This window comes from Ruminococcus sp. RTP21359st1_H3_RTP21359_211015 (assembly GCF_040909065.1).
GTDB classification, from domain to species: Bacteria; Bacillota; Clostridia; order Oscillospirales; family Ruminococcaceae; genus Hominimerdicola; species Hominimerdicola aceti.
Genome location: NZ_JBDGDD010000019.1, coordinates 44,576 through 62,398 on the forward strand (window position 1 = coordinate 44,576; position 17,823 = coordinate 62,398).

Here is a 17,823-nt window from a genome sequence, read left to right on the forward strand (position 1 = left end):
TTACGAATTTTTTTGTATATTTCTAAGGAGGAAATAATTATGAGTATGTATATCACTTGTCTTGACCTTGAGGGAGTTCTCGTTCCTGAGATATGGATAGCTTTTGCTGAGGCTACAGGTATCCCTGAGCTTAAAAGAACAACAAGAGATGAGCCAGACTATGACAAGCTTATGAAATACCGTATCAACATTCTTAAGGAGCATGGTCTTGGTCTTAAGGAAATTCAGGATACTATCGCAACTATCGACCCAATGCCAGGCGCAAAGGAGTTCCTTGACGAGCTGAGAAGCTTCACACAGGTAATAATCATCAGCGATACTTTCTCACAGTTTGCAGGTCCTCTTATGAAGAAGCTTGGTTATCCTACTATCTTCTGCAACACTCTTGAAGTTGCTGACAACGGCGAGATAACAGGCTTCAAGATGAGATGTGACAAGTCAAAGCTCACAACTGTAAAGGCTCTCCAGTCTATCGGCTTTGAAACTATCGCAAGCGGTGACAGTCATAACGACCTCGGTATGATACAGGCAAGCAAGGCAGGCTTCCTTTTCAGAAGCACAGACAGCATAAAGGCTGAATATCCTGAGCTTCCTGCTTATGAAACATATGATGAGCTTATGGCTGCAATAAAGGCTGCTATGGACTAATAGTCTTTAATAAAGGAAAAACATAGATGAAAAAGGTAATATCACTTATAATAACAGCGGCTTTGTCACTGTCTGCGATGCATTCATGAAACAATTCGCAGAGCTTTTAAGCAAATAATATTTGTTTTTTTACGGCGTTGTGTCTTTTGGCACTTCGCCGTATTTTTTTGCAAAACAATACCAAACATAATCTGCGATATGTAACGCATATTATATATAGTATCTTCGCTTTTGCCGTGAATATTTTATCATATGAAAAGTTTATACTTCTGACATAAGTTTCCCTTGACAAACGGGGTTAGTTTATGCTAATATGAATATGGTTAGTAAATACTAACCTAAATTAATGAAAAGGAGGAGTTAAGAAAAGTATGAGCGTTATAATAGTAGGCGGAAATGACCGTATGGCAACACGCTATAAGGATATCTGCAAATCATATGATTGCAAGGCTAAGGTGTTCATCAAATATCCTACAGGTTTTGATAAGAAGATAGGCAGTCCTGATCTGGCAGTGGTGTTTACTGATACAGTGTCACATAAAATGCTCAATGGTCTTAACCAAAGAGCAAGCAAACTTGATTTTCCCGTGGCTATATGCCATTCATCAAGCTGTTCGGCTTTGAAGAACGTGCTTGAAAAATATTGTACTAAAGGCGTTGTAAACGCATAGATCTATATGTATGGGTTAGGAATTTCTAACCAAAGGAGGGACTATGTCACAGTCTGAGCTGAGAAATTTTGAAAAAAGCATGGCTTATCATCTTGCCCCTGCAATGCTTGGAATAAAGCCTGCCTGTCTTATGTCAATGGAAAAGAACAAGGACGGGCTTGAAGAAAATGTCGAGCTTTTTAACAGCAGGGCATATACAAAGGGCATGAAGCTAACAGTGCTTTGCGAGTGCAAAAGCAGAAAGCTGCTTTTTCTCTATAACGAAAAGCTTTTATCTGACAGACTTGCAGACAACAGAGTAAGAAAGCTTCTTGAAAGCTTTGGCTATGACAGCCGTATGACCCTTGAACAGCAGCTTGAAAGGCTGTCTGGAAGAATATCCGCAAGTGAGGATTTTCCTCATGAGATAGGTCTGTTTCTAGGCTATCCTGTTGATGATGTTACAGGGTTCATACAGAACAAGGGAAGAAACTATCTTCTTTGCGGATATTGGAAAGTCTACTCTGACGAAAACAGAGCAAGACGTATTTTCAGCAATTATGACAAGTGCAGAAATTATCTGTGTAATAAACTTGCTCAGGGCGAAAGCATTTACCAAGCCCTGAAAATTTCTTAGGAGGTAATCATAATGAAAACAGCAGTAATTTATTGGAGCGGTACAGGCAACACAGAGGCTATGGCAAAGGCCGTTGCAGAGGGTGCAGGCGCAGAGTGCTTCGCAGTTTCTGAGTTCAGCGGCAATGTTGAGGATTATGACGCAATAGCTCTTGGATGCCCTGCAATGGGAGCAGAGGAGCTTGAGGACAGTGAGTTCGAGCCATTTTTCGCAGGCATAGAGGGCAAACTCTCAGGCAAGAAGGTAGCACTCTTCGGCTCGTACGGCTGGGGTGACGGCGAGTGGATGCGTCAGTGGCAGGACAGAGTTACGGGCGACGGTGCAACACTTGTAAATGGCGAGGGACTTATTGTAAACGAAACTCCTGACGACGACGCTCTCGCAAGCTGCAAGGCTTTGGGCGAGGCTCTTGCTAAGTAAGCATATATCTCTAATGTAATAATGTAAACTGCAAACGCAGGCGGAAAAAGGCAGTTTTGCTTTTCTGTCTGCGTTTGTGCAGTGATTAAGTTATTGAAAACTAACTAAAGTTATACCTAACTAACTCATGATTTTGTGCAAGCTTACAAAATTGAAAAAACGGCACATTTAGTCTTGACAAATTCGGTTAGCCATGCTAAACTATATTACGGGTTAGAAAATGCTAACCCTTTTGATAAGCCTGAAAGTTAGACGAATCTAACTTTTGATACTGACAGAAGAACAGGAGGGTCTGAATGATGCCGCTGACATTTGCAAACGTAGGGGAAGAAAACATGATAAAGAAAGTAGGCGGAAAACCTGAAACAAGAAAGTTTCTTGAAAATCTGGGTTTTGTCGCAGGTGGAACGGTAACGGTAGTAAGCACTATCGGAGGAAACGTTATCGTTAAGGTCAAAGAATCAAGAGTAGCTGTTTCAAAGGAAATGGCTGCGAAGATAATGGTATAGGAAACATTTGGCGGTCAAGCCATGATAAATATGTTTGAAGATATTTTGTATAGTTAGGAGGATAAGGTTATGGCAACATTGAAAGAAGCTAAGATCGGTTCAACAGTTACCGTGAAGAAGCTCAACGGCACTGGTGCTGTAAAGAGAAGGATCATGGATATGGGCATCACAAAGGGTGTTGAAGTCCATGTAAGAAAGGTTGCGCCTTTGGGTGACCCTATTGAAGTAACAGTCAGAGGCTATGAGCTTTCGCTCAGGAAGGCTGACGCTGAGATGATCGAAACGGTCTGATACATAGTTCAGGCAAACAGCAAAAAATTTCATCGGCAGAGCTGATGTGTACTTAGAAGATGAGGATATATCAGAGTGCCAAAATTCTGAAAGGATCAAATTGTATGGAGATCAAAATTGCTCTCGCAGGTAACCCTAACTGCGGTAAAACAACTCTTTTCAACGCTCTTACAGGTTCAAACCAGTTCGTAGGTAACTGGCCGGGCGTAACAGTTGAAAAGAAAGAGGGTAAGCTCAAGGGTCATAAGGACGTAGTTATCATGGACCTTCCTGGTATCTATTCTCTTTCACCTTACACACTTGAGGAAGTAGTTGCAAGAAACTATCTTATAAGCGAGCGTCCGGACGCTATCCTCAATATCATCGACGGTACAAACCTCGAAAGAAACCTTTATCTTACAACACAGCTTGTTGAGCTTGGTATCCCTGTTGTTGTTGCTATCAACATGATGGACGTTGTTAAAAAGAACGGCGACAAGATAAATACAGATCAGCTTGCTAAGGAGCTTGGCTGTCAGGTCTGCGAGATATCAGCACTTAAAGGCACCGGTATCAAGGAAGCTGCTGAGCTAGCAGTAAAGGCTGCTGAGTCAAAAGTTCCAATGGTACCTCAGCATTCATTCAACGGCGTTGTTGAACACGCTATCGCTCATATTGAGGAAGCATTTCTCAATGATGTTGCTGAAGAACAGCAGAGATGGTACGCTATAAAGATATTCGAGAGAGATGAGAAGGTCATCGAACAGCTTGGTATGTCTGAGCAGGTAAAGACCCATATCGAAAAGGATATCTGCGCTGCTGAAAAAGAAATGGACGACGACTCGGAGAGTATCATCACAAACGAGAGATACATTTACATAGCTTCAATAATCAAGGATTGCTATAAAAAGAAAAATCAGGGTGGTCTTACAACATCAGATAAGATCGATAAGGTCGTAACGAACCGTTGGCTCGGTCTTCCTATCTTTGCAGTGGTTATGTTCCTTGTTTACTATATCTCAATGGTAACAGTAGGTTCAGCCGCAACTGACTGGGCAAACGACGGACTCTTTGGTGACGGTTGGCATCTGTTCGGCATCGGTTCATCTGACGCTGAGGACGCTGCTGACGAATATGGCAGCTCGCTTGACATAATCAACGCATTTATCGAGCAGCAGGGCGGCGAGGCTATCGACAACGAAGCTGATGACTTTGATGTTGCCGCTGCAAAGACAACAGCAGACAATCTGCTTGCTACAGTAGATAAGTCCGCAACTGCTGAGTATACAGTAGAGGACGAGGAAACACTTGAAGAAACAACAAAAACAGCTAAGTATGCTGATCTGGAAGCTGCAGTTGCAGCCGCTGAGAAGTACAACTTTGCTGATCCAGACCCAGCGGATTACGGCGTATGGGTACCTGGTATCCCTGTACTTATCGAAAGCGGTCTTGACGCAGTAAACTGTGCAGATTGGCTCAAGGGTCTTATCCTTGACGGTATCGTTGCCGGTGTTGGTGCGGTTCTTGGATTTGTACCACAGATGCTCGTACTCTTCATTCTCCTTGCTATCCTTGAGGCTTGCGGTTACATGGCTCGTATCGCATTCGTAATGGACAGGATCTTCAGAAAGTTCGGCCTTTCAGGAAAGTCATTTATTCCGATCCTTATCGGTACAGGTTGCGGTATCCCTGGTATCATGGCTTCAAGAACTATCGAGAACGAGCGTGACAGACGTATGACTGTCATGACAACAACATTTATTCCTTGCGGTGCTAAGACACCATTTATTGCAATGATCGCAGGTGCTATCTTCGGAGGCTCTGCATGGGTAGCAACAGGCGCATACTTCATCGGTATCGCAGCTATCATCATTTCAGGTATCATGCTGAAAAAGACAAAGATGTTCGCAGGAGATCCTGCACCATTCGTTATGGAGCTTCCTGCTTACCATATCCCTACAGTAGGCAACGTACTCAGATCAATGTGGGAGCGTGGCTGGTCATTCATCAAGAAGGCTGGTACTATCATCACACTGTCAACTATCTTTGTATGGTTCACTTCATACTTCGGCTGGGTAGACGGTTCATTCGGTATGCTCACAGAAGACCAGATGGAATACAGTATCCTTGCTCATATCGGTAAGGCTATCTGCTGGATCTTCGCACCTCTTGGCTGGGGCAACTGGCAGGCAACTGTTGCAGCTGTTACAGGTCTTGTTGCTAAGGAGAATATCGTTGGTACAATGGGTATCCTTTACGGCGGCGGAGATGGTTCAGTTTACTCTGCGATCGGTGCTGCATTCACTGGCATCACAGGTATGTCATTCCTTATCTTCAACCTCCTCTGCGCACCTTGCTTCGCAGCAATGGGAGCTATCAAGCGTGAGATGAACAGCAGAAAGTGGTTCTGGTTCGCAATTGGCTACGAGTGTGGTTTTGCTTATGTTATCGCACTTATCGTAAATCAGCTTGGCAACCTCTTTACTGGTAAGGTGAATGTTATCGGTCTTATCTTTGCAATAGCCCTTATCGCTCTTATCATCTATATGCTCGTTAGACCTTATAAGGAAAGCACAAAGCTTGAAAAGGACGTTAAGGTAGGCGCAAACGCATAATAAAAAGCAAATATCATCACTGATCTTGCATAAACAGTTGGGAGGATAATTATGGACACAGTAGTCGGTACGATTCTGATAGCAGTGATTCTCGTTGCTATCGTGGCAGCTATAATTTACAAGCTCGTAAAGGATAAGAAACAGGGCAAAAGCTCTTGCGGTGGCAGCTGCGGCTGTTGTCCAAATTCTTCTCGCTGTCACAGATCATGATAAAACAGTAATAAACTTCGGGGAGGTCATCTGAATGCTGACTAAATCACAGAAAAGGTATTTATTTGCCATATACAGACTGGGTCAGAACGGCAGACCTGTCAAGTCCACAGAGGTAGCTTCTGTTCTGGGCGTGACAAAGGCAAGCACCGTCAAGATGACTCAGAAGCTTATAGACGAGGGCTATATAATCAAAGAGCCTTACCGTGAGATCACACTGACATCTGAGGGCATAAAGGCAGCCAATGAGCTTTATACTCCAAGTGTGATACTTCAGGATTTTCTTGAAAACCGTGTAGGCGTTGAGAGAAAAAATGCCGAGAATGACTCGGTGGCTATTGTTTCTCAGATATCTGATGACGCTCTCGACAAGCTTGTAAGCTTTGCTTTGCAAAGCACGACAAACGGCTAAATCAGTAATATTTATATCGTTAGATCCCGCCTTTTTCGGCGGGATTTATCAGATATATCGGTTAGTTGTAATTAACCACAATGCGAAGTAAGTTATGGCATACAAATATGTATAATATGACGTTTAAAAACGGCAAAGATACATTATTAAAATAAATAGTTAGAAAGGGGAATGAATGTGTTTCTTGAAATAAAGAACATAAAAAAGCATTTTGGCGAGGGCGAGATCAGAGTTGAAGTGCTTAAGGGCATTGATATCGAAATAGAAAAAGGAGAGTTCTGCGTGCTTCTTGGACCGTCAGGCTCAGGTAAATCAACACTTCTGAACATTATAGGAGGAATTGACGCCGCTGACGAGGGGTATATCTCAATAAACGGCGAAAAAACAGCCGACATGAACGAAAAGGCATTGACCCTTTACAGAAGAAAGCACTTGGGTTATATCTTCCAGATGTACAACCTTATACCTAACCTGAATATCAAGGAGAATATCGAGGTAGGCGCATATCTTAGCGACAACCCTCTTGACGTTGACGACCTGCTTAAAACCCTTGGGCTTTACGAGCATCGTCACAAGCTTCCTAATCAGCTTTCTGGAGGTCAGCAGCAGAGAACTGCTATTGGCAGAGCCATCGTCAAGAACCCTGATATCCTGCTCTGCGACGAGCCTACAGGTGCGCTTGACTACAATACCTCCAAGGAGATATTACAGCTTATAGAGGACGTAAACAAGAAGTATGGAAACACTATCATAATGGTAACACATAATGACGCTATCAAGCAAATGGCTGACAGAGTTGTAAAGCTTAGAGATGGTATGATAAGAAAGAATTATCTTAATGAAACTAAGCTCACAGCCGCAGAGCTTGATTGGTAAGGAGGGGCAGCATGAAAAACCCTCTTATCAAGCGTTTGCCCAGAGAGCTTAAGGGCGAAATAGGAAAATACATCGTTCTATTTTTGTTCATCACAATGATGATAGGCATAGTATCAGGCTTTCTTGTTGCGGCAGGCAGTATGTCTGTTGCTTATGACGAAAGCTTTGAGAAATACAATATCGAAAGCGGAAATTTTGAACTTCTTCAAAAAGCCGATGATGATGCTATCAAGAAGATAGAGGATGGTGAGGAGAAGATAAAGGTATATGAAAATTTTTATCTTGACAAAGAAACAAAAGAAGTTGACAGCACTATCAGGCTTTTCAAAAATCGTAAGGATATCGACAAGATATGTATAATGGACGGTGAGCTTCCTTCTGCTGATGACGAGATCGCTATTGACAGAATGTATGCTGACAATAACAAGCTTAAAGTCGGCGACAGCCTGACGGTCGGCGGCAAGAAGCTTAAGATAACAGGTCTTGTTGCACTTTCAGATTACAGCGCACTGTATTCTAATCCGTCTGATATGATGTTTGACGCTTTGAAGTTCGGTGTAGCTATCGTTACCGATACGCTTTTTGACGATTATGGTGAGGCTGATCTTCATTACAGCTACTCATGGAAATATGATAAAACCCCGGCAGACGACAAGGAAGCTCAGGATATGGCTGAGAAGGTCATGAAGCATATAAATGGAATCTCAATGCTCACTCAGTTTATTCCGGAATACTCAAATCAGGCGATACATTTTACAGGCGACGATATAAAGGGCGATAACACAATGATAACAGTTTTTCTTTATCTTGTTATGGTCATAATCGCATTTGTTTTTGCTATAACAACGGGAAACACTATTGCAAAAGAAGCAAACGTTATAGGTACGCTCAGAGCCTCAGGCTACACAAAGGGCGAGCTTGTTAGACATTATCTTGCAACGCCTATGATAGTAGTGCTTGTATCTGCCATTGTAGGCAACATACTGGGTTACACCTGCTTTAAGGAGTTTGCGGTCAAAGCGTACTATGGAAGCTACAGTCTGCCAACATACAAAACGATCTGGAACGCAGATGCGTTTATAAAGACGACAGTAGTTCCTCTTATAATACTTTTCGTAATAAACCTTGTAATGCTTGTAAATAAACTAAGTCTTTCACCGCTTAAATTTTTAAGACGTGATCTTAAAAAGCGTCAGAAGAAAAAGGCTTTTAAGCTCAACACAAGGATAGGCATATTAAAGCGTTTCAGACTTAGAGTCATCTTCCAGAACATTCCTAACTATATTACAGTGTTTGTTGGCATTCTTTTTGCCAATGTTATCATCTTCTTTGGCCTTGGCATGAAGCCTATGCTTCTTCATTATCAGGATATAATAGAAGATAATATGATAAGCAAATATCAGTATGTGCTGAAAATGCCTGCTGAAACTAAAACAGAGGGTGTAGAGAAATATTGTTCAGGCTCTCTTAAAACTGTCGATGACAAGCTAAAAGAGGAAACGGCAACAATTTACGGAGTTAAAGAAAACAGCAAGTTCGTTCATGCAGATATAAAAGACGGCGGAGCGTTTATCTCTGATGGTTATGCTCAGAAGTATAACATAGAGGTTGGCGATGAAGTGACGCTGAAAGAGTCTTACGGAGATAAAAAATACAATTTTAAGGTAGAGGGTATCTATGACGATCCTGCAACTATAGCAGTTTATCTGACAGACAGCGACTTCATAAAGACCTTTGAACTTGAGGACGGGTATTTTAATGGTTATTTCTCCAATACAAAGATAAAGGATATAGACGATCTGTATATTGCGACAACTATAACGAAAGACGACCTGACAAAAACATCACGACAGCTCATACTGTCTATGGGTTCTATGATAAGCATGTTTGCGACAGCGGGTGTTATAATGTTCATGCTAATTGTTTATCTTCTTTCAAAGGTCATAATAGAAAAGAACAGCCAGTCTATTTCTATGACAAAGATACTGGGTTACAACAACAGGGAAATAAACAGCCTTTATATAACGACTACGACCATAGTCGTTATAGCCTCAATGCTGCTGACTGTTCCTATAGTAAATGTTACTTTGAAGTATATATTCAAAGTTGCTTTCGCTCAGTATTCAGGCTGGATGCCATATTATGTGCCAGCAAAAATATTTGTTGAAGTGCCGCTGCTCGGTATCGTTTCATATGCGGTGATAGCATTTATCCTTACAAGACGTGTAAAGAAAGTACCTCTTGATGAGGCACTCAAAAATGTAGAGTAATTCTTCCAAATCATTCTTTCTTAATTGAGCTGTGCTGTCGGTATGTATCGGCGGCACAGTTTTTTGTTTTTTTTTATAACTTTTTTTTGAAAATCGCTAATTTGGAAAAATGAGTTAGGCAATCGCCGTAAATTTTATTAATATCTTTACTATACTTTAACATATTATTAACAGCATAGTGATACATTATATGATATGGAATTATACGCTTTTATAAATAGGCTCTGCTTAATGAAGAGAAGAAGTGCAGAGAACTGCAGTGAATGGCAGTATGTCATTCGGTTGGAGGAAAAATATGAGTAAACAAAAGAAGCCTGCAGGCGGTTTGAATATTATCATTGTGGGCTGCGGAAAAGTAGGCACGACCCTTGTTGAACAGCTTGTGAAAGAGGGTCACGATATCACGATAGTCGACAAGAATGCAAAGAAGATACAGGAACTCAGTAGTCTTTATGATATTATGGGCATCGTAGGAAACGGCGCAAGCTTTAGCGTTCAGCAGGACGCCGGCATAGAGAACGCCGACCTTATAATTGCTGTCACAGAGTCTGATGAGCTTAATTTGCTTTGTTGTACACTTGCCAAGAGAGTAGCGAAGTGTTCAGCTATAGCAAGAGTAAGAACACCTGATTACAGCAAGGAGATAGTCTATCTAAGAGAGAAGCTTGGTCTTGCAATGGTCATAAATCCTGAGCTTGAGGCTTCAAGAGAAGCGTCAAGAATACTTTGTCTGCCAACAGCTCTTGAGGTAAACACCTTTGCGAATGGTCAGGCGGAGCTTATAAAGTATAAGATACCTGAGGGCAATCCTCTTGTCGGCACTACGATCGCTGAGCTTAGTCGTAAAACGGCAACAAGCCTGCTTATATGTGTTGTTGAGAGAGAAGGGGAAATATATATTCCATCTGGCGATTTCACAATGAAAAAGAATGATGTTATCTTATTTTGCACCCAAAGAAATTTTTCAAGAACATTCTTTGAGGATATCAGTGTGAAGACAAATCAGGTGAAGAACACAATGATAATAGGCGGTGGCAAGGCGGCTTATTATCTTGCAAAACGTCTTATTGGCATGGGGATCAACGTCAAGATAATCGAGAATGACAGACAGCGCTGTGAGGATCTCAGCGTGCTTTTGCCAAAGGCGATAATAATAAACGGTGATGGCACTGACGAGGAGCTTCTGAAGGAAGAGGGCATAGAGTATGCAGAGTCATTTGTGGCTCTCACGGGAATAGACGAAGAAAATATCCTGCTCACTCTTCATGCCAGACAGGTGTCAAATGCTAAGACTATCACAAAGATAAACAGGATAAACTTCAAGGACGTTATAAGCAGACTGGACCTTGGAAGCGTAGTATATCCAAGATATATCACCTCTGAGGCGATAATAGCCTACGTCCGTGCGAAGAACGAATCGGGAGATAGCAATATCGAAACACTGTATCATTTGTTTGATCATAGAGTAGAAGCTATCGAGTTCAAGGTAGATCAGGAGTCAGAGGTCACAGGTACACCGCTACAGGCTCTTGATTTAAAAAGACATTTGCTTGTGGCGTTCATAAACCGAAACGGCAAGATCATTATCCCGAGCGGTCAGGATACTATAGAGAGGGGCGACACTGTAATGGTCGTCACTACTCATACGGGATTTAACGATATCACTGATATTCTGAAATAGCGGAGGAAATATGAACAGCTCGATCATTCGATATATTTTAGGAAACGTTATGCGAATGGAAGCCTGCTTTTTGCTGCTGCCTTGCATAGTGTCGCTGGTTTACGGGGAAGGCGTGGGACTTTATTATCTTGGAACAGCCATTGTGTGCCTTGCTTTTGGCATGGTAATGGCTTGGAAAAAGCCTAAAAACTATGTGTTTTATCTCAAAGAGGGTTGTATAGCAACATCTTTGAGCTGGATAGTTATGAGCCTTGTTGGGTGTATGCCTTTTTGGATAAGCGGAGAGATACCAAGCTTCACGGATGCTATGTTTGAAACAGTTTCCGGCTTTACAACAACTGGTGCTTCGATCCTTACCAATGTTGAGGCGCTTTCTCATACTGCACTTTTTTGGCGAAGCTTCACGCACTGGATAGGCGGTATGGGAGTTTTAGTTTTCCTGCTTGCTATCATACCGCTGAGCGGTGGCTCAAATATAAATCTTATGAGGGCGGAAAGCCCTGGACCATCAGTGGGCAAGCTTGTTCCAAAGATGAAATATACCGCAAGGATACTTTATATAATCTATTTTGGCATGACCATATTGGAATTTATTTTCCTTATTATCGGCAAAATGCCTGTGTTTGACAGCATTTGTACAGCCGTTGGAACGGCAGGCACGGGTGGTTTTGGAGTCAAGAACGACAGCTTAGGAAGCTATTCGCCATATTTGCAGTGGGTGGTTGCCATATTCATGATACTGTTTGGCGTGAATTTTAACGCATACTATTATATTATATACAGACACTTCAAAAAGGCATTCAAAATGGAGGAAGTACGGTGCTATTTTGCTATAATCCTCATTGCCACAGCTATAATATTCGCAAATATCCTCGACCGCTGTGTCAGCATTTTTGACGCACTTACAAAATCAGTATTTCAGGTGGCGTCGCTCATTACAAGTACGGGCTTTTCTAGCACTGACTTTAATCTGTGGCCTCAGATATGCCGGACGGTGCTTGTACTTATAATGTTCATAGGAGCTTGCGCAGGCAGTACGGGCGGAGGTATAAAGGTATCAAGAGTGATCGTGCTTTTCAAGACAATGATAAAGGAGCTTCACTCCTATATACACCCAAAGAGCATACGCAAGGTAAACCTTGACGGCAAACCTGTTGAGCATGAGATAGTGCGTTCTATAAATGTTTATATCGTAACATTCGTGATAATTTTTGCTTCATCAGTTTTTATGGTGGCATTTGATGGTAAAGATCTTGTAACAAACTTTACTGCTGTGCTGACAACCATCAATAACATGGGACCTGGTCTTGCAGAGGTAGGTCCAACAGGCAACTTTTCAAACTTCTCTGTTTTTTCAAAGTTCGTTTTCATGTTCGATATGCTTGCAGGCAGATTGGAGCTTTTCCCTCTGCTGATACTTTTCCACCCCTCTGCATGGAAAGATCTTATCTCTAAAAGGGCGGAAGCAAGAAAATTCTGATAACATAAAAAGGACGGCTCAGACCGTCCTTTTTTCATTTTACAGCCTTTTTGAACTGCTGTTCATATTTATGCTTGGTCGCTATTCCGCCTCTTATATGTCTTTCACGTTTGTTTTCCTCAAGGACCTCTTTTACGCTTTTGAAAAGCTGAGGAGAGATTTTCGGCAGACGTTCTGTCAGATCCTTATGTACTGTGGATTTGCTTATGCCAAATTCCTTTGCCGCACAGCGTACCGTGGCTCTGTGTGCCGCAACATATTCTCCAAGCAGCACACATCGTTCCTTTTCGGATCCATTCATTGTTCACACCCCATTAAATTTTTCTGTAGTAATCTATATGCTGTTCCTTACCTCATTATTACTTGACGTTCTTTCAGACTTTACAAAATAATTGCCGATAATCAAATAATTTTATGCAAAATGCTTGAAATCACACTGGGAATGTGCTATAATGTAAGTGTGATAGAGATACTGTCACAGAATATGAACGAAACGAGGGGATAAGGGCAATGAAACTTAATTTTATCGGTGCAACACATGAGGTAACGGGAAGCTGTACATATATAGAAGCCTGCGGAAAGAGATTTCTGGTGGATTTCGGAATGGAGCAGGGCGTTGACTATTTTGAAAATGCGAAGATACCTTGTCCTCCTGGAAATATAGATTTTGTATTGCTGACTCATGCTCATATAGATCATTCAGGTCTGCTTCCACTGTTGGCGGCAGGCGGCTTTGCTGGACAGATACACGCAACGGAGGCCACTTGTAATTTATGTGAGATAATGCTGAGAGATTCAGCGCATATTCAGGAGTTTGAAGCAGAGTGGAGAAGCAGAAAGGGCAAACGTAAGGGTACAGGCGAGGTGTCGCCACTCTATACTATGGCAGACGCAGAGGCGGCTATTGCTTGCCTTTGCCCACACCCATACAGTGAGGTGACGGAGATATCCGATGGCATAAAGGTACGCTTTATCGACGCAGGTCACTTGCTTGGCTCGTCAAGTATTGAGATATGGCTCACAGAGAACGGTGAAGAACGTAAGATCGTATTTTCGGGAGATATAGGAAACCTTGACCAGCCTCTTATAAGAGATCCGCAGTATATAACGGAGGCAGATTATGTTGTAATGGAGTCCACATACGGTAACCGTCGCCATGATAAGCCGAAGGACTATGCAAAGAGTCTTGCAGAGGTTATTCAAAAGACCTTTGATAGGGGAGGAAACCTTGTTATACCGTCCTTTGCAGTGGGCAGAACTCAGGAACTGCTGTATTTTATAAGGCATATCAAGGCGGAGAATATGGTGACGGGTCATGGGGATTTTCCTGTGTATGTGGATTCTCCACTTGCTATCGAGGCAACGCAGATATTCAACAAGAACAAAAATTCCTGTTTCGATGAAGAGGCAATGTCCTATGTGAACAAGGGCATAAATCCTATCACTTTCAGCGGACTTAATATCGCTGTCACAAGTGACGAGTCAAGAGCCATAAACTTTATCGACACGCCTAAGATAATAATTTCCGCAAGCGGAATGTGCGAGGCGGGCAGAATAAAACACCACCTCAAGCACAATTTGTGGAAACCTGAAAACACCATACTTTTTGTGGGCTATCAGGCTATGAATACCCTTGGAAGAAGTCTTGTGGAGGGTGCAAAAACTGCAAAGCTTTTCGGCGAGGAAATCGTTGTCAGGGCTGAGATACTGGTGCTGCCGGGCGTGAGCGGTCATGCTGACGTTGACGGTCTGGACAGGTGGATAAAAAGCTATGAAAAGCCGCCTAAGAAAGTCTTTGTCAACCACGGCGAGGATTCAGTTGCCGAGGCGTATAAGGAGCATTTGCGTAACGATTTCGGGCTTAACGCCTTTGCACCATACAGCGGTGCGGAGCTTGACCTTATAAGCGGCGAGTTCAAAAACACGACCCCTATAAAGATAGTCAAGAAGACAGGTGCGTCGCCTAACTATCAGCGTCTGCTCAGTGCTCTTGACAGGCTGACGGCTTTGGTAAACAAAAGCTCAGGTCTTACTAATAAAGACCTTGCAAAGCTCACTGATACCATAAATAATATCTGTGCGAAGTGGAACGATTAGCTTTTGCTGCACATATAATATGAGATACAGGGCAACACTGCACGCTTTATGTGTGGTGTTGCCTGACGCATACGAAAGGAACAAACCACACAATGAAGAAGATACACGTCAGTGCTATAAACAGAAAGGTCAGAGATGACGAAAAGCTTTTTGTTGAAGAGTGCGACAGAAAATATAATGAAAAGCTCGTTGCCATTGCAGACAGCATCGAGGAGCATCAAAAGGAGAAGCCTATATTGCTTTTGGCCGGTCCGTCAGGGGCGGGCAAGACCACAACAGCGTTGAAAATAGAGGAAATACTTGACAGCAGGGGGATACACACTCACACTATCTCTATGGACGATTATTTTCTGCCTTCTGACAGCTTCACCGCTGTTATAGGAGAGGACGGCAAGCCTGACTATGAATCTCCTGACAGAATAGACAGAAAGCTTCTTTATGAGCATATGGAAAAGATAAACAGCGGCGAGGAAGTCGTTCTGCCGAAGTTTGAGTTTTCAGAACAATGCAGGCGTGATGGGGAAAAGCTCAGACGAAACAAAAACGACATAGTTGTTTTCGAGGGTATCCATGCCCTTAACCCGGAGGTCACAGGTGCGGCAGGAGATTATGCAAGATGTATGTATGTCAGTGTAAGAAGCAGACTCGAATTGAAAGACGGAGAGCTTCTGCATCCTTGCTATATCAGGCTTATGCGCAGACTTATAAGGGACGGATTTTTCCGTGGCAGAAGTGCAGCGGAAACACTAGATATGTTCGATAGCGTTGAGGCTGGCGAGAACAAGTATATAATGCCATACAAGCACAGGGCTGAGTTTTCAGTGGATACTTTTCACGCTTATGAGCCTGCCTTGTATAAGAACTATCTTTTGGATACACTGCGACGTGAGAGCAGGAGCTATAAGGATTTTGAACGCTTTTTGCCTATGCTAAAAGCCCTTGAGGAGATAGAGCCGGTGATGCTCGAAAGTGTGCCTGTAAATTCCCTTGCAAGGGAGTTTGTAGGTGAGAGCAGCTATAGCTACTAAGACGATAAAACGCCGTCGGAAAAGGACGGCGTTTTGCTATGCTTGCTTGACTTTTTTTATAAAAAGTAGTAAAATGAAATAAGGTAAGTACAGGTATTTTTGAAAACGTTTTCCTGAACGTGATCATTGAATAAAAAATTAGTGGGGATAAAAATGAATTTTGATAATGATTTGATGCTTTTCTTCCGAACGATATATGAAGATTCGGCGGATATGGACGAATGCAGTGCCAAGGTGAAAAGTGCTGTGGCTGCTGTGGCAGACAAGCTTGACATCGTCAGAGCGGAGCTTGCAGTGAAAATGCCTGCAACAAAGCTTTGTGAAGATGGAGCAGATATGCTCATGGTGCTTTATGACAGAGAGAAGGACGTGGAAAACGAGCCTTTTGAGGCAAGTTTTCCTTTGTTTGAAGGCGGTTTTATAACAGTGACCTTTTATTCTGGTAATTCCAATGGCTTTGATAACGAGCAAAGGAATATCGTAGAGATAATCGCAAACACTGTTTTTATCCAATTTAACAGGGTAATTATGCAGGAGCTTGTTACTCATGTTATAAAAACGGATATCGAAACAGGTGCAGCAACTTTAGACGCTTTGATAAATCACGCCGGTATGCTTATAGCGCAAAACAGGATAGAGGATTTCAGTATAATCTTTTTTAATATACATAACTTCAAATATGTAAATAAGGTATTAAATTATGAACAGGGCGACGTTGTTTTGCGTAATTATACAAAGACAATATACCGAAATCTTTCAGATGGTGAGATGATCACAAGACTTGGCGGCGATAATTTCGTTATGCTTGTAAAGAAAGAATCGCTCAGAGAATATATTGATATGCTCAGCTTTATGAACATAAGGTATGACGATGGCAAAGTATCAAAGGATTTTATTTTTAGTGCAACCATCGGATATTCGTCAACTGTGGGTATAAGATATCCAAGAGAAGTAATGGCTCGTGCAAGCATTGCATATTCTGCTGCAAGACGAGTTGGTGCAGGCCATGTAATGGAGTATTCCGAAAATATAAAACAAGAACTGATGAAAATTCAGGGAGTGCTGTCAAACTTCATGGCTGGGCTTATGGCAGGTGAGTTCGAGGTGTATTATCAGCCAAAGGTACGCATCGAAACCAAGGAGATATTTGGTGCAGAAGCCCTTGTACGTTGGCATAGAAAGGGAAGGTTATCAACACCGGTGGAGTTTGTTCCGCTTCTTACGAATGACGGAAGCATAATAAAGCTTGACTACTATGTGCTTGAAGAAGTTTGCAAATGGCTGAGAAAACGTATAGATATGGGTTTTGAACCCTTGAGGATATCAGTGAATTTTTCGAGGAAGCACCTGGAAGAAAAAAATATGATAGGTAATATAGTTGCCTTGATCGACAAATACGAGCTTGATCACCAGCTTATAGAAATAGAGCTTACTGAAAGCGAGGATTATCAGAATTTTGAGCTTATCACAGAGATCGTGAATGGTCTGAGAGCTAATGGTATCGTCACATCTATGGACGATTTTGGTACTGGCTTTTCATCGCTCAATATGATAAAGAACGTTGATCTGCAGGTAATAAAGATAGACAAGTCCTTTATTCCTCTTGAAAAGGATTATGAGGGCAAGGATAAAGATCTTATAATGTTCTATTACATTATGAAAATGGTTAAAAAGCTTGGCAAGGAAACTATCGCCGAGGGAGTTGAAACTGAGCAGCAGCTTGACTATCTCAGAGAAGTTGGCTGTGACGCTGTTCAGGGCTTTGTGTTTGACAAGCCTCTGCCTGCGGCTGAGTTTGAGAAACGGCTTGCCTGCGGTTATAACTGATAAATAAAGGCGCTGTAAAAAAAGCGCAACAAAGCCCGTGGATTCCCTCAATATGGAAGCTCACGGGCTTTAATATATCACACAGCAAAAAAGAACTATCTAATCTTGAAAAAAGGGTACAGCAAACACACCGGCAGAAATACAGCGCTTTTTGCCGATTATTAAAATGTTGAAAAATATCTTTTTCAGGCTG

Annotated in this window: 17 protein-coding genes; 16 read left to right on the forward strand and 1 reads right to left on the reverse strand. The window is 42.2% G+C overall.

What is annotated here, in order from left to right; genetic code table 11:
• The first annotated feature begins 45 nt into the window (after positions 1 to 45).
• The 13 genes from thrH (at position 46) to AB5Z01_RS09205 (ending at position 12,678) form a co-directional block, all read left to right on the forward strand.
• Positions 46 to 648: a bifunctional phosphoserine phosphatase/homoserine phosphotransferase ThrH gene (gene thrH, locus AB5Z01_RS09145; RefSeq protein WP_117904714.1), complete on the forward strand. Its 603-nt coding sequence runs from the start codon at positions 46 to 48 to the stop codon at positions 646 to 648.
• Positions 649 to 1,019: 371 nt separating this feature from the next.
• Entirely contained in the window at positions 1,020 to 1,319 is a 300-nt protein-coding gene (locus AB5Z01_RS09150) for a DUF2325 domain-containing protein (protein WP_022288593.1), read from the forward strand.
• 43 nt (positions 1,320 to 1,362) lie between these two features.
• Entirely contained in the window at positions 1,363 to 1,935 is a 573-nt protein-coding gene (locus AB5Z01_RS09155; protein WP_038671240.1) for a DUF3793 family protein, read from the forward strand.
• Positions 1,936 to 1,947: 12 nt separating this feature from the next.
• Entirely contained in the window at positions 1,948 to 2,355 is a 408-nt protein-coding gene (locus AB5Z01_RS09160) for a flavodoxin (RefSeq protein ID WP_117897679.1), read from the forward strand.
• 296 nt (positions 2,356 to 2,651) lie between these two features.
• Complete coding sequence (locus AB5Z01_RS09165; RefSeq protein ID WP_022288590.1) at positions 2,652 to 2,864, forward strand: FeoA family protein; 213 nt, start codon at positions 2,652 to 2,654, stop codon at positions 2,862 to 2,864.
• Between the two features lie 69 nt (positions 2,865 to 2,933).
• The gene (locus AB5Z01_RS09170) at positions 2,934 to 3,155 is read left to right on the forward strand and encodes a ferrous iron transport protein A (RefSeq protein ID WP_022288589.1); all 222 of its coding nucleotides are present in this window, start codon (positions 2,934 to 2,936) and stop codon (positions 3,153 to 3,155) included.
• Between the two features lie 104 nt (positions 3,156 to 3,259).
• Positions 3,260 to 5,749, forward strand: a complete 2,490-nt coding sequence (locus AB5Z01_RS09175) for a ferrous iron transporter B (protein WP_287215468.1) — start codon at positions 3,260 to 3,262, stop codon at positions 5,747 to 5,749.
• 51 nt (positions 5,750 to 5,800) lie between these two features.
• Positions 5,801 to 5,959, forward strand: a complete 159-nt coding sequence (locus AB5Z01_RS09180; RefSeq protein ID WP_287215470.1) for a FeoB-associated Cys-rich membrane protein — start codon at positions 5,801 to 5,803, stop codon at positions 5,957 to 5,959.
• A 34-nt stretch (positions 5,960 to 5,993) separates the two neighbouring features.
• Entirely contained in the window at positions 5,994 to 6,371 is a 378-nt protein-coding gene (locus AB5Z01_RS09185; RefSeq protein WP_022288586.1) for a metal-dependent transcriptional regulator, read from the forward strand.
• Between the two features lie 177 nt (positions 6,372 to 6,548).
• Positions 6,549 to 7,247 carry an ABC transporter ATP-binding protein gene (locus AB5Z01_RS09190; RefSeq protein WP_368365477.1) on the forward strand — a complete coding sequence of 233 codons (699 nt, stop codon included), beginning with the start codon at positions 6,549 to 6,551 and terminating at the stop codon, positions 7,245 to 7,247.
• Between the two features lie 11 nt (positions 7,248 to 7,258).
• Positions 7,259 to 9,517 carry an ABC transporter permease gene (locus tag AB5Z01_RS09195; protein WP_368365478.1) on the forward strand — a complete coding sequence of 753 codons (2,259 nt, stop codon included), beginning with the start codon at positions 7,259 to 7,261 and terminating at the stop codon, positions 9,515 to 9,517.
• Between the two features lie 295 nt (positions 9,518 to 9,812).
• Complete coding sequence (gene trkA, locus AB5Z01_RS09200; RefSeq protein WP_117892637.1) at positions 9,813 to 11,198, forward strand: Trk system potassium transporter TrkA; 1,386 nt, start codon at positions 9,813 to 9,815, stop codon at positions 11,196 to 11,198.
• Between the two features lie 10 nt (positions 11,199 to 11,208).
• Complete coding sequence (locus AB5Z01_RS09205) at positions 11,209 to 12,678, forward strand: TrkH family potassium uptake protein (RefSeq protein ID WP_117858599.1); 1,470 nt, start codon at positions 11,209 to 11,211, stop codon at positions 12,676 to 12,678.
• 34 nt (positions 12,679 to 12,712) lie between these two features.
• Here AB5Z01_RS09205 and spoIIID read toward each other — a convergent pair whose 3' ends face one another.
• Positions 12,713 to 12,979 carry a sporulation transcriptional regulator SpoIIID gene (spoIIID, locus tag AB5Z01_RS09210; protein ID WP_038671255.1) on the reverse strand — a complete coding sequence of 89 codons (267 nt, stop codon included), beginning with the start codon at positions 12,977 to 12,979 and terminating at the stop codon, positions 12,713 to 12,715.
• Positions 12,980 to 13,188: 209 nt separating this feature from the next.
• On the opposite strand from spoIIID, the gene AB5Z01_RS09215 reads away from it, so the two are divergent.
• The 3 genes from AB5Z01_RS09215 (at position 13,189) to AB5Z01_RS09225 (ending at position 17,630) form a co-directional block, all read left to right on the forward strand.
• Positions 13,189 to 14,775: an MBL fold metallo-hydrolase RNA specificity domain-containing protein gene (locus AB5Z01_RS09215; RefSeq protein WP_195221441.1), complete on the forward strand. Its 1,587-nt coding sequence runs from the start codon at positions 13,189 to 13,191 to the stop codon at positions 14,773 to 14,775.
• Between the two features lie 92 nt (positions 14,776 to 14,867).
• Positions 14,868 to 15,803, forward strand: a complete 936-nt coding sequence (locus tag AB5Z01_RS09220) for a uridine kinase (RefSeq protein WP_195221440.1) — start codon at positions 14,868 to 14,870, stop codon at positions 15,801 to 15,803.
• Between the two features lie 153 nt (positions 15,804 to 15,956).
• Positions 15,957 to 17,630 carry a bifunctional diguanylate cyclase/phosphodiesterase gene (locus AB5Z01_RS09225; RefSeq protein WP_287215479.1) on the forward strand — a complete coding sequence of 558 codons (1,674 nt, stop codon included), beginning with the start codon at positions 15,957 to 15,959 and terminating at the stop codon, positions 17,628 to 17,630.
• The last annotated feature ends 193 nt before the right edge of the window (positions 17,631 to 17,823 follow it).